The organism is Citrobacter europaeus, assembly GCA_020099315.1.
Classification (GTDB): Bacteria; Pseudomonadota; Gammaproteobacteria; order Enterobacterales; family Enterobacteriaceae; genus Citrobacter; species Citrobacter europaeus.
This window is the reverse complement of sequence record CP083650.1, coordinates 2,304,620-2,323,541: the sequence shown is the minus strand read 5'-3', so window position 1 is coordinate 2,323,541 and position 18,922 is coordinate 2,304,620. Positions and strand designations below refer to the sequence as shown.

The 18,922-nt window shown below is 53.0% G+C and carries 19 protein-coding genes; 7 read left to right on the top strand and 12 right to left on the bottom strand.

The features are described from left to right. Positions 1 to 19: 19 nt before the first annotated feature. Positions 20 to 1,144 carry an MFS transporter gene (locus LA337_11000; protein ID UBI18171.1) on the top strand — a complete coding sequence of 375 codons (1,125 nt, stop codon included), beginning with the start codon at positions 20 to 22 and terminating at the stop codon, positions 1,142 to 1,144. Positions 1,145 to 1,339: 195 nt separating this feature from the next. On the opposite strand, the gene patD is transcribed toward LA337_11000, so the two are convergent. From patD to LA337_10960, 8 genes are all read right to left on the bottom strand, one after another. Then, entirely contained in the window at positions 1,340 to 2,767 is a 1,428-nt protein-coding gene (patD, locus tag LA337_10995) for an aminobutyraldehyde dehydrogenase (GenBank protein UBI18170.1), read from the bottom strand. Between the two features lie 21 nt (positions 2,768 to 2,788). Continuing rightward, complete coding sequence (locus tag LA337_10990; GenBank protein ID UBI18169.1) at positions 2,789 to 3,595, bottom strand: ABC transporter permease; 807 nt, start codon at positions 3,593 to 3,595, stop codon at positions 2,789 to 2,791. Beyond that, positions 3,585 to 4,529: an ABC transporter permease gene (locus LA337_10985; GenBank protein UBI18168.1), complete on the bottom strand. Its 945-nt coding sequence runs from the start codon at positions 4,527 to 4,529 to the stop codon at positions 3,585 to 3,587. The genes LA337_10990 and LA337_10985 overlap by 11 nt, the downstream gene beginning before the upstream one ends. Beyond that, the gene (locus LA337_10980) at positions 4,530 to 5,546 is read right to left on the bottom strand and encodes an ABC transporter ATP-binding protein (GenBank protein UBI18167.1); all 1,017 of its coding nucleotides are present in this window, start codon (positions 5,544 to 5,546) and stop codon (positions 4,530 to 4,532) included. A gap of 16 nt (positions 5,547 to 5,562) precedes the next feature. Continuing rightward, positions 5,563 to 6,708, bottom strand: a complete 1,146-nt coding sequence (locus tag LA337_10975; protein ID UBI18166.1) for an ABC transporter substrate-binding protein — start codon at positions 6,706 to 6,708, stop codon at positions 5,563 to 5,565. Positions 6,709 to 7,036: 328 nt separating this feature from the next. Beyond that, positions 7,037 to 8,446, bottom strand: a complete 1,410-nt coding sequence (locus tag LA337_10970; GenBank protein UBI18165.1) for a PLP-dependent aminotransferase family protein — start codon at positions 8,444 to 8,446, stop codon at positions 7,037 to 7,039. 92 nt (positions 8,447 to 8,538) lie between these two features. Further along, the gene (locus LA337_10965; protein UBI18446.1) at positions 8,539 to 8,955 is read right to left on the bottom strand and encodes a type II toxin-antitoxin system HicB family antitoxin; all 417 of its coding nucleotides are present in this window, start codon (positions 8,953 to 8,955) and stop codon (positions 8,539 to 8,541) included. Between the two features lie 46 nt (positions 8,956 to 9,001). Then, positions 9,002 to 9,178: a type II toxin-antitoxin system HicA family toxin gene (locus LA337_10960; GenBank protein ID UBI18164.1), complete on the bottom strand. Its 177-nt coding sequence runs from the start codon at positions 9,176 to 9,178 to the stop codon at positions 9,002 to 9,004. A 263-nt stretch (positions 9,179 to 9,441) separates the two neighbouring features. On the opposite strand from LA337_10960, the gene LA337_10955 reads away from it, so the two are divergent. The 4 genes from LA337_10955 to LA337_10940 all read left to right on the top strand — a co-directional run bounded on the left by LA337_10955 (position 9,442) and on the right by LA337_10940 (position 12,400). After that, the gene (locus LA337_10955) at positions 9,442 to 10,845 is read left to right on the top strand and encodes a cytochrome ubiquinol oxidase subunit I (GenBank protein ID UBI18163.1); all 1,404 of its coding nucleotides are present in this window, start codon (positions 9,442 to 9,444) and stop codon (positions 10,843 to 10,845) included. Next, a complete protein-coding gene (cydB, locus tag LA337_10950; protein UBI18162.1) occupies positions 10,845 to 11,855 on the top strand; it encodes a cytochrome d ubiquinol oxidase subunit II in 1,011 nt (336 codons plus the stop codon). The genes LA337_10955 and cydB overlap by 1 nt, the downstream gene beginning before the upstream one ends. Beyond that, entirely contained in the window at positions 11,855 to 11,980 is a 126-nt protein-coding gene (locus LA337_10945) for a DUF2474 domain-containing protein (GenBank protein ID UBI18161.1), read from the top strand. The genes cydB and LA337_10945 overlap by 1 nt, the downstream gene beginning before the upstream one ends. Positions 11,981 to 12,169: 189 nt before the next feature. After that, positions 12,170 to 12,400: a YncJ family protein gene (locus LA337_10940; GenBank protein UBI18445.1), complete on the top strand. Its 231-nt coding sequence runs from the start codon at positions 12,170 to 12,172 to the stop codon at positions 12,398 to 12,400. A 3-nt stretch (positions 12,401 to 12,403) separates the two neighbouring features. Here the strand turns inward: LA337_10940 and LA337_10935 are convergent, their stop codons facing one another. Both LA337_10935 and LA337_10930 read right to left on the bottom strand, forming a co-directional pair. Continuing rightward, positions 12,404 to 14,365, bottom strand: coding sequence for a U32 family peptidase (locus LA337_10935; GenBank protein ID UBI18160.1), 1,962 nt, complete (start codon positions 14,363 to 14,365; stop codon positions 12,404 to 12,406). A 79-nt stretch (positions 14,366 to 14,444) separates the two neighbouring features. Next, the gene (locus tag LA337_10930) at positions 14,445 to 14,981 is read right to left on the bottom strand and encodes an XRE family transcriptional regulator (GenBank protein UBI18159.1); all 537 of its coding nucleotides are present in this window, start codon (positions 14,979 to 14,981) and stop codon (positions 14,445 to 14,447) included. Positions 14,982 to 15,086: 105 nt separating this feature from the next. Between LA337_10930 and LA337_10925 the strand changes: the two genes are divergently transcribed. Continuing rightward, the gene (locus LA337_10925) at positions 15,087 to 16,253 is read left to right on the top strand and encodes a benzoate/H(+) symporter BenE family transporter (GenBank protein UBI18158.1); all 1,167 of its coding nucleotides are present in this window, start codon (positions 15,087 to 15,089) and stop codon (positions 16,251 to 16,253) included. Here LA337_10925 and LA337_10920 read toward each other — a convergent pair. After that, positions 16,236 to 17,105 carry an AraC family transcriptional regulator gene (locus LA337_10920; GenBank protein UBI18157.1) on the bottom strand — a complete coding sequence of 290 codons (870 nt, stop codon included), beginning with the start codon at positions 17,103 to 17,105 and terminating at the stop codon, positions 16,236 to 16,238. The two genes, LA337_10925 and LA337_10920, sit on opposite strands and share 18 nt — an antisense overlap. Positions 17,106 to 17,288: 183 nt before the next feature. Here LA337_10920 and LA337_10915 point away from each other — a divergent pair, with 183 nt between their 5' ends. After that, positions 17,289 to 18,197, top strand: coding sequence for a DMT family transporter (locus LA337_10915; protein ID UBI18156.1), 909 nt, complete (start codon positions 17,289 to 17,291; stop codon positions 18,195 to 18,197). Between the two features lie 40 nt (positions 18,198 to 18,237). Here the strand turns inward: LA337_10915 and LA337_10910 are convergent, their stop codons facing one another. Beyond that, the gene (locus LA337_10910; GenBank protein ID UBI18155.1) at positions 18,238 to 18,909 is read right to left on the bottom strand and encodes a DUF3313 domain-containing protein; all 672 of its coding nucleotides are present in this window, start codon (positions 18,907 to 18,909) and stop codon (positions 18,238 to 18,240) included. Positions 18,910 to 18,922: the final 13 nt, after the last annotated feature.

Genomic DNA, 18,922 nt, shown 5'->3' with positions numbered 1-18,922 from the left:
TTGTTTCTCTGGATATTGTATGAATACGCTTCGCCGCCCGCCGCTGTGGCTTCTTACGCTACTGATTATGTTCCCGCAACTGGTGGAAACCATCTACAGCCCGGCACTGCCAGGTATCGCCACTGCTTTTCACATCAGCAGTGAGCGTGCGGCTCAAACACTCTCCGTTTACTTTGCTGCCTTCGCCGTCGGTGTGGCGATGTGGGGTTGGCTGAGCGACTGCATCGGGCGACGTTGGGCTATGCTGGCAGGACTTATTTGTTATGGAACAGGCTGTGCCTTAGCCATTGTTGCCGCCGACTTCAGCGTTTTACTGCTGGCACGGATGGTCTCCGCCATCGGAGCGGCTGCCGGGTCAGTGGTGGTACAGACCATGCTAAGGGACAGTTATGAATCACCCGCGCTATCCCGCGTCTTTTCTGTGATGGGCGCCGCACTGGCATTGAGTCCGGTTTTCGGCCTGCTAAGCGGAGGTTGGCTGGTAAGCCTGTACGGTCATACTGGTGTATTTGTTGCCCTTATGCTGCTGGCGCTGCTACTGCTAATACTGACAGCAACCCTTTTGCCGGAAACAAGGCCGGAGAATACGGTCCGCCCACGGATGACGGTGCTCTTTCCCCGTATGGCGCGGGACGGTGAGCTGTGGAAAAATGCCATCCTGGTCGCGTTGTTAAATACCATGCTGTTTAGTTATTACAGCCTGGCGCCATTTCTTTTCGGGCAGTTGGGATGGCGTTCCCGAGCCTTTGGCTGGACAGGAGTGTTACTTGCGCTGTCTTCACTGTCGGGTAGCCTGCTGAACCGGAGGTTGCTAACGGCAGGTCTTACACCGGAACAACTGGTACGTTATGCCTGTGCGCTGGCAGCGTTGTCAGGTCTCGTCGCGTGGTGGCTACAGCACTGCGCGTGGATCCTGCTGCCGGTGTTCGGCGTGGTGTTAGCCTATGGGATCGCGATTCCTAATGTGCTGAGTCAGGCGCTGCGTCACTACCGTGAACAAGCCGGTGCTGCCGGTGCGTTGTTCGGGTTGAGCTATTACCTGTTACTGGGAATGATGCTGGGGTTGGCAGGCATGGTGCAACAGTTGGGGCTGGTTCTGAGCGTTTGTGCGCTACTCGCCTGGCTTTGCAGCTTGCGCCGCTGATACCCGGACGGTAAACCAGAAAGCACAAAGCCCCGACATTAAGCTGGGGCTTTGTTGTTTCAATTAGCCTGACCTCGCGGATATTTCCAACTTACCGCCGTCCGATGGCGACGAGGCCAGTGGCGCGAATAGTATCGACACACGTTTGCCAGTATTTAGCTATCCGTGCCCCCTTTACCGTTCGCGCTTAAGAAATTACTCATGCTTGATCATGACATGGCGAACAATCGTGTAATCCTCCAGTCCATAAACCGACATATCCTTGCCATAACCAGACTGTTTTTGCCCACCGTGCGGCATCTCACTAACCAGCGTGAAGTGAGTATTGACCCAGGTGCAACCATACTGCAGGCGAGCGCTAAATCGATGCGCGCGTCCCACATCCCGGGTCCAGACGGAAGAGGCCAGGCCGTATTTCGAATCGTTAGCCCACGCCAGCACCTGATCCTCATCCTCAAATACGGTTACGCTGACCACCGGGCCGAAAACTTCCCGCTGCACGATGGCATCATCCTGCTTTGCCCCGGCCAGCAGCGTCGGAGCAAAGTAGTAGCCTGCGCCATCCACTTTTTTACCACCGGTGATGACTTTGATATGCCCCAGCGCTTTGGCTTCATCGACCGCTTTCGTCACGCGATCGAGATGCGCCTGCGAGCTTACCGGTCCCAGCTCGGTCGATTCGTCATTCGGTGCGCCGATTTTCAGGCTTGCTACCGCAGCGCCAAGTTTCTCGACCAGCGCGTCATAAATGCCTTTCTGGGCATAAATTCGACAAGCCGCGGTACAATCTTGTCCAGCGTTGTAATAGCCAAAAGTTCGCACGCCGCTCACCACAGCATCCAGATCGGCATCATCAAAAATGATGACCGGAGCTTTGCCGCCCAGTTCCATATGCGTGCGCTTAATCGAAGGCGCGGTATGCTGGATAATGTGTTCACCGGTCGCAATGGAGCCTGTCAGAGAAACCATCCGGACTTTTTCATGACCGGTCAGCGGATCGCCTACCGTTTTGCCACGGCCAAACAGCACGTTGATAACGCCAGCCGGATAAATATCTTTGGCAAAATCAGCCAGCTTAAGCGCCGTCAGCGGGGTAATTTCTGACGGTTTAATCACCACACAGTTACCCGCCGCCAGTGCCGGCGCCAGCTTCCACGCCGCCATCATCAGCGGATAGTTCCACGGTGCAATAGAGGCCACCACGCCCAGCGGATCACGACGGATCATCGACGTATGCCCTTCCAGATACTCTCCGGCCGCCTGTCCTTGCAGGGTACGAGCCGCCCCGGCAAAGAAGCGGAAAACATCGACAATTGCCGGAATTTCATCGTTGAGGACGCAGTGCAACGGCTTACCACAGTTGAGTGATTCCAGCTCTGCGAAGGTTTGCGCGTTATCGGCGATTGCGTCAGCCAGTTTCAGCAGCAGTTCTGAACGCACTTTTGGCGTGGTTTGCCCCCAGGCGGCAAACGCGCTGTCGGCTGCGCGTACCGCGGCATCAACCTGCGCGGCTGAGGCTTCGGCAATCTCCAGAATGAGTTCACCAGTGGCAGGGTTATAGACTGGCTGCTTTTCACCTTCACCGTTGACCAGCTCGCCATTAATCAGTAATTGATGTTGCATAGCAATTTCCCATATCGTCGTTTATTTACCGTTTCCAGCGAGAGTGTCGCCTTCACGCGTTAGCCACCAGGCCCCTAAAATTGGCAGTGTCGTCACTAGCATTACCAGCAATGCCACAACGTTGGTGACAGGCACATCTCGTGGTCGACCCAACTGATTGAGCAGCCACAAAGGAAGTGTTCTTTCATGTCCGGCGGTGAACGTTGTCACGATGATTTCATCAAACGACAAGGCAAACGCCAGCATCCCCCCCGCCAGCAGCGCCGATGCCAGGTTTGGCAGCACGACATAACGAAAGGTTTGCCAGCCATTGGCGCCAAGATCCATAGACGCTTCAACCAGACTCCATGAGGTACGGCGAAAACGCGCCACGACGTTGTTAAATACCACCACCACGCAAAACGTCGCATGGCCCACGACGATCGTAAGAAAACCGGGTTCCAGGTTGATGGTTTTAAACGCCGTCAACAGCGCCAGGCCGGTAATAATCCCCGGCAGCGCGATCGGCAACAGCAGCAACAGCGATATTGCGCTTTTACCAAAAAAGTCCCTGCGCCACAGTGCTGCAGCGGCCAGCGTCCCCAGAACGAGGGCGATAGCTGTCGACAACGCAGCGATTTTAAGTGACAACGTCACCGATTCCAGAATATCGCCACGCTGCGCTGCAACGCTAAACCACTTCAGCGTTAACCCCTGCGGTGGAAAACTAAAAGCAGCCTCCTCAGTATTAAAAGCATAGGTGGCGATGATGAGGATGGGAAAGTGCAGGAAAATAACCCCACCCCATGCCGCCAGTTTGAGTAACCAGGGTGCGCGTTCAGAGTGCATCAAAAGCTCCCAGACGCTTCACGAACGCCAGATACAGTGCGATTAATACAATCGGCACCAGAGTAAATGCCGCCGCCATCGGCATATTGCCAATCGCCCCTTGCTGCGAATACACCATGTTGCCGATGAAATAGCCCGGCGGCCCCACCAGTTGCGGCACGATAAAATCGCCCAACGTCAGAGAGAAGGTAAAAATCGAGCCTGCCGCAATACCGGGTATCGCCAGTGGGAGGACCACATAGCGGAAAGTTTGACGCGGACGTGCGCCTAAATCAGCGGAGGCCTGTAATAGCGACGGCGGGAGTCTCTCCAGCGCGGCTTGTACCGGCAGGATCATAAACGGCAGCCAGATGTAGACGAACACCAGAAAGCGCCCTAACCCTGAAGTCGACAGCGTATTGCCGCCGACGGCAGGCAGCGTCAGAAACGAGAGCAGCAGCGGCTCCAGCCCCAGATGGGTTAAAAACCATTGCGCCACGCCGTCTTTAGCCAACAGTAACGTCCATGCGTAGGCTTTAACGATGTAGCTGGCCCACATCGGCAACATCACCGCAATGTAAAAAAAGGCTTTCATTTTGCCGCTGGTATAGCGCGCCATGTACCACGCCATCGGAAACGCCAGAATCGCGCTGGCAATGGTGACCGCCACCGCCATCGTCAGGGTACGCAAAATGATGTCGTAGTTGGCCGGATTAAACAGCGCCTGCAAATTCGCCAGCGTCAGGTCCGGCGTGACCGACATGGTGAAATCGTCGAAGGTATAAAAACCCTGCCACAACAGCGTCAGCAATGAGCCGAAGTAGACAATGCCAAACCACATCAGCGGTCCGAGGAGCAGCAAAAACAGCCCCAACCCCGGATTACGCCAGAAGAAACCTGAAATCCGGTTCAGACCTGTCGACTGTGGAGGCGAATGTAAGACATTCATAGCCATTCACCTCTCCTCAACCAGCGGTACCATCACGTCGCGTGACCACGACGCCATCACCTGCTGACCTGGCGACAACGTTGAGGGCAGCATTTCGCCCGTCAGATTCGCCTGGCTAACCAGCAACTTTTCACCACCGGCCAGTTTCAGTTCAAATCGTGTCGCCGCGCCCTGGTACTGCACCGCCTGGATAACTCCCGTAGCCTGGACTTCTCCCCCGGCATCATTCAAACGAATATGTTCCGGGCGCAGGGAGAACATCCCCTGTAACCCGCAAACGTTCGCTGACATCGTGGCATCAAAGACATTGGACGTCCCGACGAAACTTGCCACAAACGGTGTCCGCGGACGCATGTACAGTTCGCGCGGAGAATCCACCTGTTCGATGCGACCGTTATTAAACACCGCCACACGATCGGACATCGACAGGGCTTCCCCCTGATCGTGAGTGACAAAAATGAAGGTGATACCAAGAGATTGCTGTAATTTTTTCAGCTCCAACTGCATCTGTTCACGCAGCTTGAGATCCAATGCCCCGAGCGGTTCATCCAACAGCAGGACGCGCGGCTCATTGACCAGCGCCCGGGCAATCGCCACGCGCTGCCGCTGACCACCGGAAAGTTGCGACGGTTTGCGTTCATAAACAAAACCGAGCGCAACTTTATCCAGCGCCTCTCGCGCTTTGGCGTGGCGCTGTTTTTTATCAATGCCTTTGACCATCAGCCCGTAGGCGACGTTGTCGAGAATCGACATATGCGGGAACAACGCGTAATCCTGAAATACCGTATTGACGTCCCGTTCCCAGGGCGGCAATTCGCTGGCCTGCTTACCAAAAATGGTGATTGCGCCGCCTGACAGCTGCTCAAACCCTGCAATCAGGCGCAGACAGGTGGTCTTGCCGGAGCCGGATGGCCCCAGCATAGAGAAAAACTCACCGTCATTAATCGCAATACTTACGCCATCAACTGCACGAACATCCCCGTACAGACGCGAGACGTTATGAAACTCCACTGCGTACGTCATAAAACCCCCAGCGGAATTAACGACCGCCCATAATGGCGATGTAATCCTGCGTCCAGCGACTGTAAGGAACGAATTTGCCACCTTCTGCGATCGGCGTTTTCCAGAAGGCAATTTTGTCAAAGTAACTATAGCCGTTGGTTTCACAGCCCTTTTCACCCAGCAACGGGCTGGCTTTACAGCCTTCAGGCACTACTGGCAGAGAACCAAACCAGGCCGCAACGTCGCCTTGAACTTTCGGGGTTAATGACCAGTTCATCCATTGGTAAGCACATACCGGGTGTTTCGCTTCGCTGTGCAGCATGGTGGTATCAGCCCATCCGGTAACCCCTTCTTTTGGGAAAACCGTGGCAATAGGTTGGCCTTCCCCTTTCAGAGCGTTAGCCTGATAAGGCCATGCGCTTGACGCCACCACACCTTCGTTTTTAAAGTCGCTCATTTGCACGGTGGTATCATGCCAATAGCGATGGATTAGCGCGTGCTGATCGCTCAGAACTTTGATAACCGCCTGATACTGCTGTTCGGTGAGCTGATAGGGATCGGTAATGCCCAGCTGCGGCTGAGTTGCTTTAACGAATAACGCGGCATCGGCAATATAGATCGGCCCATCGTAGGCCTGAACGCGCCCTTTATTGCTTTTCCCGTCCGCAAGTTTTTGTTCAACAAAAACCACGCTCCAGCTATCTGGCGGCGTTGGGAAGATTTTTGTGTTATACATCAGCAGGTTTGGTCCCCACTGGTACGGCGTGCCGTAAACTTTTCCGCCAACGTTGAACCACTCGCCTTTTACCACGCGTGGATCGATGCTTTTCCAGTTTGGGATCAGCGCGGTATTAATCGGCTGAACGCGTTTACCCATAATCAGACGCAATGAGGCGTCACCGGAAGCGGTAACCAGGTCGTAGCCGCCTTTTGCCATCAGGCTGACCATCTCATCAGATGTGGCCGCCGTTTTGACATTGACCGCGCAGCCAGTATCTTTCTCAAACTGCGAGACCCAATCATATTGTTTATCGGTCTGTCCACGTTCGATGTAGCCCGGCCAGGCAATAATATCCAGACGGCCTTCCGGTTTATCTAATGATGTCGGGGGTTCGGCTGCCTGTGCAGTCATCAGCGTCATACTGAGTGCGCACAGGCTACTGAGGGCAAGCTGCTTGCTCATAACGTCTTACTCCTGTCTAAAAAATATTGAGCGGCAGCCTTGCCGTAAATATATGTCCTTTCCTAAAAATAGTCGGGGTGTGGTAAGCGTTCCTGTTGGCGCAAGGAAATTTAATCAGGTTGTGAGCTAACGCTCATTACGCTACTGACGCTGACCGGGGATTTTATCTTCTGGAGTATAGACAAAGAGTTAGATGCAATGGTGGCAATAGTAATAACTATTGATTTTTTGTATGGTAGCGCCCGATATAAATAACATCAGGGCGAGGTATCCTCTATTTCTGAAATATGAACGCGCCATTCTTTTATATTAAATAGCGCGTTATGTTTTATTTCATCATCTCGCGAATTAATTTTCCCAACTGTTTTACAGCCTGTTCCTCACGTTCCCCCCAGTGCCATGCGGTATTAAAACGGAAGAAACGTGTCCAGCTCCCCGAGGTCGAGAACATTTTTCCCGGCGCAATGCTGATATGGTGCGCCAGCGCCTGGGTGCTGAGCACGCCTGCATCAAGCGGTTCTGGCAGTTCCAGCCACAGGAAATAGCCGCTGTCGTTGTGGTGAATTTTGACTTCCGCCGGAAGATGACGCAGCAGCGTTTGCCAGGCTTGCTGTTTGCGCTCCGCCAGCTGTCGGCGTAAGCGACGCAGATGTGCGTCATAGCGCCGGGTTGAGAGGTAATCCACCAGTGCAAGCTGCATAGGGGAACTGGTGGATAAGGTGCTCATTAGCTGGAGTCGCTGAATACGCCGGGCATGCTTCCCGGCCGCTACCCAGCCAACGCGAAATCCGGGCACCAGGCACTTCGAGAAAGACGAACAATGCAAAACGCTGTCGGCGCGATCCCAGGCTTTGGCGGGCAGTGGTTTTTCACGGCCAAAATACAGCTCGCTGTAGACATCATCCTCTATCAGCATTACATGGTATTTCTCCAGCAATGCGACCAGATGCGCCTTCTTCTCTGGGTTGAGCGTAAAACCAAGCGGATTTTGGCTATTGGTCATCAGCCAGCAGGCTTTGACCGGATACTCCTGCAACGCCTGCTCCAGCGCGGTAAGATCGATCCCCTCTTTTACGTCGGTGGCGATCGAAAGCGCCTTCAGGCGTAATCGTTCAAGGGCCTGCAACGCCCCGTAAAAACACGGGTTTTCGACAATCACCCAGTCCCCCGGTTCAGTAACTGCCTGCAGGCTCAGGTTGAGGGCTTCCAGCGCACCGGTAGTGATGACTATTTCATCAGGTGAAATGGTCATCCCCTGTTGAGCATAGCGACGGGCAATGGCATGGCGCAGTTCAGCATTTCCCGGCGGCAGGTTTTCGATCACGCTCATGGCGGTGGCGGTTTTACTCACCTGCGCCAGCGAGCGGTTCAACTGCTGGAGGGGAAACAGACGCGGATCGGGGAATGCAGAGGCAAATGGCATCACTGACGCATCCCGACTGGCCTGCAACATATCAAAAATATAGGTGTTGATATCCACCGCTTCATCGCGCATTACCTGCGCCTGCGGCGCGGCCAGTTCACGTTCAGGGCGCGCAGCAACGTAGTAACCCGACTGTGGTCGGGCGATAATTCGCCCCTGACTCTCCAGCAACTGGTAGGCGTGTCCGACGGTCATAAAACTCATGCCGCTGCTGACCACCTGTTCACGCAATGATGGCAAGCGATCGCCGGGCTGCCATACGCCAGACGCGATTTGATCGCGAATTTGCTCAGCCAGTCGCTGGTATTTTTTCATTTTTTGTCCTGATTACCGGTGTCGGTGACAACCACTGTATATATCAGTTTACATAATCAGGGTATTTTATATAACTGTTATAGTTAACAGTTTTACAACATCGCTAATGACAGTTCTTTGCCTAAGGCGCGGGCAGCTATCTGCACAGCATCAATTTTTGTCGCGTGCTTTAAATCGAATAAGCGAGTGATTTCCTGCTTAGGCCTGCCGATCCTGTTTGCCAGTTCCTGCTGGGTAATATTCGATTCAAGGAAGGCATTTAACAACAGAACTTTAGACGCAACGCTCAGTGGTATTTCCACATAGTCAGCGCCAGCGACAACCGCCGAAGGCAAAGGAATCGGTTCGTTATCGTCGAAATAGAATTCAAAAGCGGTGACCAATGCGGCTTGCGCAGCCTGCAAAGCATCATGACGGGTTTCTCCCTGAGTTAATGCTTCAGGAATATCCGGAAAAGACACCACAAACCCACCTTCCACGGCGGGTACTAGATTAACGGGATAACGCATGATTTTCTCAAAATTTCTCATATAATCAGCCTTATATTGATGATGATTACTGTAAGCCTGGCTGCTTTTGGATCGCTTTTCGCAGAGCCTCTTTTATCTCATCACCAGGATGCCTGAGCATAACGCTACGCCTTCCCTGATACCTCAACTTCAGATGATTTGAGCCGTTTGTAACTTCAACTCCCTGAGATTCAAGCCAGCGTCTGAACTCACTTTGCTTCACTGCGCCTCCCTGTCGTCTATTATACACACAAAGTAAACATTTATGATTACTCTTTAATTACCTTGCTAGTAACATCGCAAAATTACTAGCGTGGGAAGGACGCTATTCAATAACGGGAACCCAGCTTCCAGATTTCATATCAGCCGGGCCAATCTATAACAGCGCGACAACTGTTATGGTTAAAAAGAACTGTTCTGTTTCTGCCTTCCAGTGCTTCGCAGCCTTAGAATTGCGCTAAATCAATTTTGCCTGCGGAGTTAAGCATGTTCGGTCTTGACGCGTTTCACCTGGCAAGGATCCAGTTCGCGTTTACGGTATCCTTTCACATCATCTTTCCGGCCATTACCATTGGCCTCGCCAGTTATCTGGCGGTGCTCGAAGGGTTATGGCTAAAAACGAAAAATCCCGTCTGGCGCTCGCTATACCATTTCTGGTCGAAAATATTCGCCGTAAACTTTGGGATGGGCGTAGTTTCCGGGCTGGTGATGGCCTATCAGTTCGGCACCAACTGGAGCGGTTTTTCCGAGTTCGCCGGTAGCATCACCGGGCCGCTTCTGACCTATGAAGTGCTCACCGCCTTCTTCCTTGAAGCAGGTTTCCTCGGGGTAATGCTGTTTGGCTGGAACCGGGTTGGCCCGGGGCTTCACTTCTTCGCGACCTGTATGGTTGCGCTGGGTACTATTATTTCTACCTTCTGGATCCTCGCCTCCAACAGTTGGATGCAAACGCCGCAGGGTTACGAAATAGTTAACGGCCAGGTCGTTCCCGTCGACTGGTTCGCCGTTATTTTCAATCCTTCATTCCCTTATCGTTTGCTGCATATGTCCGTTGCCGCTTTCCTGAGCAGCGCGCTGTTTGTCGCAGCGTCGGGCGCATGGCATTTATTGCGCGGGAATAACACTCCGGCTATTCGCGCCATGTTCTCAATGGCGCTATGGATGACGTTAATCGTCGCCCCACTGCAGGCTTTGATTGGCGATATGCACGGTTTGAATACACTGAAGCATCAGCCTGCAAAAATTGCCGCGATTGAAGGACACTGGGAAAATCCGCCCGGTGAGCCTACTCCGCTATTGCTGTTCGGTTGGCCGGATATGGAGCAGGAGCGCACCCGCTATGGGCTGGAAATCCCGGCGCTGGGTAGTCTGATCCTGACGCATAGTCTGGATAAGCAGGTTCCGGCCCTTAAAGAGTTTCCTAAAGAAGACAGGCCCAACTCTACCATGGTGTTCTGGTCGTTTCGCATAATGGCCGGACTGGGCATGCTGATGATCCTGTTGGGCGCATTTGCTCTGTGGCTGCGCTATAAGCAACGTTTATACACCTCGCGCCCTTTCCTACGCTTTGCCTTGCGGATGGGTCCCTCCGGTCTGATTGCCATCCTTGCTGGCTGGGTGACTACTGAAGTTGGCCGTCAGCCGTGGGTGGTTTACGGGTTGCAACGTACGGAGGATGCGGTTTCCGCCCATGGCGATTTACATATGAGTATCAGCCTGCTGTCCTTCTTTGTGGTGTACAGCTCGGTGTTTGGCGTGGGTTACAGCTACATGATCCGCCTGATCCGCAAAGGGCCGCAGGAAGATGACCCGACCGTTCCGCCCACCGGCACGCCTGCCCGGCCGCTTTCTGCTGCCGTCCTCGACTCTCAACCGGAGGCACACCGCTAATGGGTATCGATTTATCAGTTATCTGGTTTGTAATTATCGTGTTCGCCACGTTGATGTATATCGTGATGGACGGTTTTGATCTTGGGATCGGTATCTTATTCCCGGCGATTCAGGACTCTGATGACCGCGATGTGATGGTCAACAGCGTCGCCCCGGTATGGGACGGCAATGAAACCTGGCTGGTGCTGGGCGGAGCCGGATTATTCGGCGCTTTCCCCCTGGCCTATGCGGTGATTGTCGATGCGCTGACGATCCCGCTGACACTGATGCTAATCGGCCTGATTTTTCGCGGCGTCGCCTTCGAGTTTCGTTTTAAAGCCACGCCGGCGCATCGACCATTCTGGGATAAAGCTTTTCTCGGCGGTTCAATCCTCGCGACATTCACCCAGGGTGTCGTGGTGGGTGCCGTACTCAATGGATTTTCCGTCACCGGACGCAGCTACAGCGGCGGTCCTTTCGACTGGCTGACCCCGTTTACGCTGTTCTGCGGCGTTGGCCTGGTTGTAGCCTACGCTCTGCTGGGAGCGACGTGGCTGGTGATGAAAAGCGAAAATCCGTTGCAGGAAAAAATGCGCCGTGTGGCAAAAAAACTGCTGCTGACGATGCTGGTTGTCATTGCCATTATCAGCCTGTGGACGCCGCTGGCGCACAGTGCGATTGCCGAGCGTTGGTTTAGCCTGCCCAACCTGTGGTTCCTGATGCCGGTTCCACTGCTGGTTGCGCTTATCAGCATCTGGCTGTGGCGTTCACTGGGGCAGCATCACTGCCATACGCTGCCTTTTGCATTGACGCTGGGGTTGATTTTTCTTGGGTTCAGCGGGCTGGGGATCAGTATCTGGCCACATATCATTCCGCCGTCCATTACGCTCTGGCAGGCGGCGGCTCCGGCGCAAAGTCAGGGCTTTATGTTGGTTGGCGCACTGCTGATTATCCCGATAATCCTGGTGTACACCTTCTGGAGTTACTACGTTTTTCGCGGCAAAGTTCAACATGGTGAGGGGTATCATTGATGCAACAAACAATCTGGAAACGCCTGATGTGGCTGGTGATCCTCTGGGGCGGCAGCGTGCTGGCTCTCGCCGCCGTTGGTATGTTCTTTCGTCTCCTGATGACGGCCGCCGGATTTAAGTCCTGAATCTCTCCCTGATAACAACCGGGCAGCGTCGCGCTACCCGGTTGTGACAAATCCCAACGTTGGCTAAACAAAAATGTAAAAAACATCGAAATGACAAAACAGAGATTGTCATTATGCCGATTAAAATATTGAATAGTCACCAGGCGAAATTATCGCCAATTCCGCAGCTAACGTACCAGAGGGTGCATGATGTTTAAGAAAGGGTTAACGGTGTTATTGCTGGCCAGCGCGCTTTTTTCCGGTCAGCTTTTCGCTACTAATCAGGGACATGAGTATCTTCAGGTGCAGGATGCCGATCACTTACTACGACATACCGCCGACAGCGATGAACTGCGAGTGACGGCGGAAGAATCCGCCGCCGATCTTCGCGAACACCATTACTGGCAAAAATCACGCAAGCCCGATACTCATCTGAGCTGACCTTTAGTTTTTACGCTTTGGCAACGTTTTCAGCAGTTCTTCGGGGCTGACGGAAGCCACCACGCTGCCCGGCAACGGCATCTTCAGAATGTGATGTTTCATCTTGCCGATCACGTGCATTTCGCATGGTCGGCAATCAAATTTCAGCGTCAGGACCTCATCGCCGTTAACCAGTTGCATCGGCGTGGCTTTCCAGCTTTTGATATTCCCTTTCGCCTGTTTCGGACACAGGTTAAACGCAAAACGCAAGCAATGTTTAGTGATCATCACCGGCACATCGCCCTTTTCTTCATGTGCTTCATAAGCGGCATCAATCAGCTGAACGCCATAACGGTGATAAAACTCACGCGCTTTATGGTTATAGACGTTAGCCAGGAAGCTCAGATGCGTTTGCGGATAAACCGGCGGCGGCTGTACAACCGGTTTACGGCGACCACGCTGATAGTTTTGCAAACGTGCAGCATCCAGCATGTCGACCGCTTCACGTCGCAACTGATTCAGTTGACCGTTTGGCACAAACAGCGCTCCCGGCAGATTCACCTGAATGCTGCGGGCGTAATAAAGCGTTTGTCCAAGCTTTGCCAGACCATCCTGCAGGTTGCTCAACGCTTTTTCCGCATTGTTCGCTTCCTCGAACTGGCCATCCAGCGTATGGGTAATACTCACCCCCTCCTCACTGGTGAGCGTCAGGATCAACTGCTCCTGCCAGCCACCCAACTCAATATCGACCGCGACGCGCCGCTCGCTGGAGGTTTTGGTCAATGCCTGCTGCCAGTTATGATCGAGGTTGCGGTTCAGCGGGTGATTGGCACGTACTTTGTGCAGATCGGCGGGCATTTCATTCGGCCATACCCGATAACGATTGTGCCCCGTTTTTTCTACGGTGTTGGCGCGAAATCCGACCACTTCGCGTTTGATTAACACGTTCAGGCCATCCCCGTTAGCCAGCGGTTCTGTCACTTCAACATCGAGATGATCTTTTGCCACCTTCAGGACTTCGCCGACCGGCAAACCGATAAACTTTGGTGAGTCGAATGCGCCGATATCACCTTTACGAGCATTCACAAAGTAATCGGTACTGCCGCGATGGAAGGTTTTTTCCGTGGATGGCGTAAAGAAATGTTCGGTACGCCCGGCTGAAGAACGGGCCAGATCGCCCCGCTCTTCAATGATTGCGTCCAGCATCTGACGATAATGCGCGGTAATATTCTTCACATAGCTCATGTCTTTGTAGCGCCCTTCAATTTTGAAGGAACGCACACCAGCATCAATCAATGCGCCGAGGTTGGCGGTCTGATCGTTATCTTTCATCGACAGCAGGTGTTTTTCATAGGAGACCACGCGCCCCTGATCGTCTTTCAGGGTATACGGCAAGCGACAAGCCTGAGAGCAGTCGCCGCGGTTAGCGCTGCGTCCGGTTTGCGCATGTGAAATATAACACTGGCCTGAATAAGCGACGCACAGCGCCCCGTGAATGAAAAATTCAATAGTCGCATCCGTAGCCTGATGGATGGCCTTGATCTGCTCAAGGCTCAGTTCGCGCGCCAGGACAATCTGGGTGAATCCGACATCAGCAAGAAACTTCGCCTTCTCGACGCTGCGAATATCACATTGAGTGCTGGCATGCAGCTCAATGGGCGGAATATCCAGCTCCAGGATTCCCATGTCCTGCACAATCAGGGCATCAACGCCGGTCTGATACAGATCGGTAATTAACCGCTGCGCGGGCTCCAGCTCATCATCATGCAAGATCGTATTTAGCGTCACAAAGATTTTCGCCCCGTAACGATGAGCGAAAGGCACCAGTTCGGCGATATCTTTCAGGCTGTTACTGGCGTTATGGCGCGCGCCAAAACCCGGTCCGCCAATGTACACAGCGTCTGCGCCGTGTAATATGGCTTCACGCGCAATGGCGGTATCCCGGGCCGGGCTTAACAATTCAAGGTGATGAGGCTGCTGGCGCATACAGTTGTTATCATCCACAAGCGATAAAAATGGCGGCTATTGTAGTCACAAGCGCGGCTTTTCGGAATAGTTTTCCCGATTAACTACGCGGGTAATGGATCAGCGAATGAAAGTGCGCTGTTTGTTCGTGACCGTTACGGTAGCTATGCGCCCTGTCTCCGGCAAAACGCACCCCCTCGCCGGGTTTAATGGTGCGCCATTGTCCCTCAATACACATATCCAGCAGCCCATTTATCACCACCACGTGTTCTATCACGCCGGTTTCATGCGGAGTCGATTCACTGAGCGCGCCGGGTGCCAGCAGTATCGAAAAATGATCGAAGCACAACTGCGGATCCCACGGAAACAGCGGTGTGACGACCATCGCCTGCTGCTGGGGATCAAATATTGGCGCACTGTCTGACTCCGGTGGTGAAATGAAGGTCGAAAACGGGACGTTCAGTCCGGTGGCAATTTTCCACAATGTCGCCACCGTTGGGCTGGATTCGTTGCGCTCAATTTGCCCCAGCATGGCTTTCGACACGCCGGTTTCCTCCGCCAGACGCGACAGACTCCATTCCCGCTGGTGACGTAGCGTCTTGAGCGTTGTGGCCAGATAGTGGGTTAAGTTATCCATTTTTCTCCTTCCTAACTATCCCTTCTCAGGGCTACAGCTTAACACTTGTACGCTATAACGCACAGTGCTACAGTGATTGACCGTTATAACGCACACGGAGTCACTATGCGTGCATTTTCCATCCCTCTGCCCACCGTACTATCGGGCTTCGTGGCTGTCCTGGTCGGCTACGCCAGCTCGGCTGCCATTATCTGGCAAGCGGCTCTGGCCGCAGGTGCGACGACTGAACAAATCGCGGGCTGGATGACCGCGCTGGGAATAGCAATGGGTGTCAGTACGCTGGCGCTGACATTATGGTATCGCGCTCCTGTGCTCACAGCCTGGTCAACGCCCGGCGCTGCGCTGCTGGTGACGGGCCTGCAAGGCGTCACAATTCAGGATGCCATCGGCGTTTTTATCGTAGCTAATGCGTTGATTGTGTTGTGCGGCGTAACCGGGCTGTTTGCCCGTCTGATGAAAATAATCCCCCATTCACTGGCATCAGCCATGCTGGCTGGGATCCTGCTGCGTTTTGGTCTGCAGGCGTTTAATAGCCTCAACAGTGAGCTTATTTTGTGCGGTAGTATGCTGGTGGCATGGCTGGTATTTAAAGTCACAGCCCCACGGTATGCAACGATCGCCGCGATGCTGGCGGGTATTGCTATCGCACTGATGAAAGGTGACGTTGTCACTAGCGGAGTGGATCTGTCGCCGGTGATGCCAGCGTTTATTGCCCCCCACTTTTCTTTGGCCCACAGTATCAGCATTGCACTACCGCTGTTTCTGGTCACTATGGCTTCGCAAAATGCTCCAGGTATTGCCACTATGAATGCGTCGGGTTATTCGTTACCCGTTTCACCACTCATTGTCTTTACCGGCCTGCTGGCCATGTTGTTTTCACCGTTTGGCGTCTATTCCATTTGCATTGCCGCTATCACCGCCGCAATTTGCCAAAGCCCCGAAGCGCATCCTCATGCTAAACGGCGCTGGCTCGCCGCCGCCGCTGCTGGTGTTTTCTATCTTCTGGCTGGGGTGTTTGGCGGTTCGGTCACAGGAATGATGGCGGCCCTGCCGGTAAGTTGGATCCAGATGCTGGCCGGTCTTGCTTTGCTCGGGACGATTAGCGGTAGTTTATATCAGGCATTGCATAATGAAGCAGAGCGCGATGCAGCTATTGTTACGTTTCTGGTCACGGCCAGCGGCCTGACGTTACTGGGTGTTGGCTCTGCATTCTGGGGATTAGTGGTCGGCGGTATCTGCTACGCAGTGTTGACGTTATTTCGCCGCACGTAACTGCGTTGGCGTTTTACCCGTTACCTGTTTAAACCGATTACTAAAATGGCTCGCAGAACTGAATCCGCAGGCCATCGCAATGTCCGACAAACTGCGTGAAGAATAACAGACCAGATGCTGCGCCAGCGCCATACGGCGTTGCATCACGTACTGATGCGGTGCCGTTTTCATCGACTGGCGAAACATTCTGGCAAAGTGGAATTCACTAAGCGCCGCCTCGCTTGCGAGGTCGCTCAGGGTTATTGGGTACGCCAGATGCGCGTCAATATAGGCCAGCACGTTGCGTAAGGTGGCCGGCGCCAGTCCTCCAGTGACGGTAGGCAGTCGCCATTGAACATTACTGTAATGCTGGATCAGATGCGTTAACAGCAGCGAAGAGGCAGCGCTGAGCGTGAGATGATTGGCCGGTTGCTGCCAGTCGTTACCAAGCAAAAACTGACGGTAAACCGCCGTGATCCCCGGGTCACTGCCAAATGTATGCTCGTCCAGCGTAAAGCTATAGGGGCTTTTGTCCCAGACTTTTTCACCCACTTCGCGCAGATGAGCGTCGGTACAATACAGGTGAACAAAGGAGAGATCGTCGCGGATATCCCAACTTGACTCGCTTTCTTTCGGCATCAGGCAAAAACGGTCAGGTCCCCCGCCATTCTTCCAGCCTCCCGCCGTTTTGTGGTAACTCTCGTAGCCATCCGCGATGTATAAACTGAGCGTATGGTGATCGCAATACTGAGTGATGGTATCACGCTTATTTGACCAGGCCGCCAGTTGGATCCCTGAATGTAACGCAACCGATTCATGCAGCACGGCATTATGTTTGCGTAAGTTTTCAAAGGCATCGTAGGGCTGAGGCATACCATCACATTCAAAATAAGTTAGCAGGCTTTCAGTCTATAACAGCCACATATTGTTAACAGCTGCCTTTTCGCTTTTACGCTAAAAAAGCGCAAGATTTTGCAAGTCCGCCGCAAGCCGATGAAAGCCTCCTGCCACCAGACATGACACAGTGTGAGCCTGACGACAAAAAGAGAGAGTTGTATGAACGCACTGTTGTACTGCCTGGTGGTGGTCATTTGGGGAACGACATGGATTGCGATTTATTTGCAGCAAGGCCCGGTTTCTGCGCCGGTTTCTATTTTTTGGCGCTTTGCCGTTGCCAGTTCGGTGATGATAGTTATCCTGCTGGTTAGCGGTAAATTACGCAAACTGTCTGGCCGCGATCATCTGTTTTGCCTGTTACAGGGCGGATGCGTTTTTTGCTTCAATTTCTGGTGCTTTTATACCGCTGCAGCGTGGATTAATACCGGCCTGGAGTCGGTGATTTTCTCAATGGCAGTCCTGTTCAATGCGATCAATAGCTTCATCTTTTTTGGGCAAAAACCACCGCTGCGCTTTTATATTGCAGCCGGTCTGGGACTGACGGGCATTGTTACCCTATTCTGGCAAGATTTGATCAACAGCGGGTTCAACCATTCACTGCTGCTGGGCATCGGTTTAAGCGCTTTGGGAACCTTCGGCTTCTCATTGGGTAATATGATCAGCCTGCGTCACCAGAAAAAAGGGCTGGAAGTGTTAACAACCAACAGTTGGGCCATGCTGTACGGTACGCTGCTGATCGCCGCCATTGCGCTGGTGCGCGGTGACAACTTCACGCCGCAGTGGACATTCAGCTATCTTAGCGCGCTGTTGTATCTGGCTATTTTTGGCTCAGTGATTGCCTTCGGCGCGTATTTCACACTGGTAGGTCGCATTGGCCCCAGTAAGGCGGCATACAGTACGTTGCTTTTCCCGTTGGTCGCGCTGACGCTATCAACATTGTATGAAGGATACGTCTGGCAGGTTAATGCGATTGCCGGACTCGTATTGATATTACTGGGGAACATGGTGATGTTTGCCCGACCAGAAGCGCTGATGGGTAAACTATTATATCGACGCCGGACGGCATAAAAAAACGCACCATCCAGGGATGGTGCGTTTTTCATTATTATTATGGTTTTTTATTCACGTCAAACATGGTGGCATCAGTCGCCATGTCATCAACAACTTTCTTCAAAGTCTCGAACGCCATCGGCGTGCTTTCGTTGTTCAGGTCTTTGCCTTCACCCTTACGTACAACTTTAATCACTGGTTTATTGGTCGCCGCATCAATCAACTCACCCTCGAAATAGAGGTTGGTATCCATGGTACGGTGACCCGTCGCCATTTGCGTTCCTGCAACGAGCAGGGCAACCGGAACCACTTCATAGAACTGCAGCCCTTCTTTGCTGGTCGCAACACCGGTAATCGCTCCGCGGAAAATCAGGCTACGTGGTCCAGGGGTAGCCACCAGCGGTTTACGCTTGCTGATAGCGGATTTCAACTGTGTATTGGTATAGGTCAGCAGTTGATCAAGAACCTGCTGCCCTACCTGCGTAGTAGGCTTAGGAACCGGATAATACGTTACCGGGTTATAAACAATGTTGTCATATTTGGATTCGTTGTAGCTCGGATCAACCCAACGGAGTACCGTTTGTCCCGATGCTGATTTTGTTTCCTTCAGATCAGAGTAATTTTTTAAAAACCCAGAATATTTTTCCGGCTCGGTTACTTTTGACGCACAGCCGGATAATGCCAACAAGCCAGTAAGCACTGCAACTTTAAATAAAGTTTGAGTACGCATGAAACGATCCCTT

Bases quoted from the DNA above. Each gene is read 5' to 3' on its own strand.
- LA337_10965 (UBI18446.1), bottom strand. From the start codon at position 8,955: ATGCGTTATCCCGTTAATCTAGTACCCGCCGTGGAAGGTGGGTTTGTG.
- cydB (UBI18162.1), top strand. From the start codon at position 10,845: ATGGGTATCGATTTATCAGTTATCTGGTTTGTAATTATCGTGTTCGCC.
- LA337_10945 (UBI18161.1), top strand. From the start codon at position 11,855: ATGCAACAAACAATCTGGAAACGCCTGATGTGGCTGGTGATCCTCTGG.
- LA337_10930 (UBI18159.1), bottom strand. From the start codon at position 14,981: ATGGATAACTTAACCCACTATCTGGCCACAACGCTCAAGACGCTACGT.
- LA337_10910 (UBI18155.1), bottom strand. From the start codon at position 18,909: ATGCGTACTCAAACTTTATTTAAAGTTGCAGTGCTTACTGGCTTGTTG.
- LA337_10955 (UBI18163.1), top strand. From the start codon at position 9,442: ATGTTCGGTCTTGACGCGTTTCACCTGGCAAGGATCCAGTTCGCGTTT.
- LA337_10975 (UBI18166.1), bottom strand. From the start codon at position 6,708: ATGAGCAAGCAGCTTGCCCTCAGTAGCCTGTGCGCACTCAGTATGACG.
- LA337_10970 (UBI18165.1), bottom strand. From the start codon at position 8,446: ATGAAAAAATACCAGCGACTGGCTGAGCAAATTCGCGATCAAATCGCG.
- LA337_10920 (UBI18157.1), bottom strand. From the start codon at position 17,105: ATGCCTCAGCCCTACGATGCCTTTGAAAACTTACGCAAACATAATGCC.
- LA337_11000 (UBI18171.1), top strand. From the start codon at position 20: ATGAATACGCTTCGCCGCCCGCCGCTGTGGCTTCTTACGCTACTGATT.
- LA337_10980 (UBI18167.1), bottom strand. From the start codon at position 5,546: ATGACGTACGCAGTGGAGTTTCATAACGTCTCGCGTCTGTACGGGGAT.
- LA337_10940 (UBI18445.1), top strand. From the start codon at position 12,170: ATGTTTAAGAAAGGGTTAACGGTGTTATTGCTGGCCAGCGCGCTTTTT.
- LA337_10985 (UBI18168.1), bottom strand. From the start codon at position 4,529: ATGGCTATGAATGTCTTACATTCGCCTCCACAGTCGACAGGTCTGAAC.
- LA337_10990 (UBI18169.1), bottom strand. From the start codon at position 3,595: ATGCACTCTGAACGCGCACCCTGGTTACTCAAACTGGCGGCATGGGGT.
- LA337_10915 (UBI18156.1), top strand. From the start codon at position 17,289: ATGAACGCACTGTTGTACTGCCTGGTGGTGGTCATTTGGGGAACGACA.
- patD (UBI18170.1), bottom strand. From the start codon at position 2,767: ATGCAACATCAATTACTGATTAATGGCGAGCTGGTCAACGGTGAAGGT.
- LA337_10925 (UBI18158.1), top strand. From the start codon at position 15,087: ATGCGTGCATTTTCCATCCCTCTGCCCACCGTACTATCGGGCTTCGTG.
- LA337_10935 (UBI18160.1), bottom strand. From the start codon at position 14,365: ATGCGCCAGCAGCCTCATCACCTTGAATTGTTAAGCCCGGCCCGGGAT.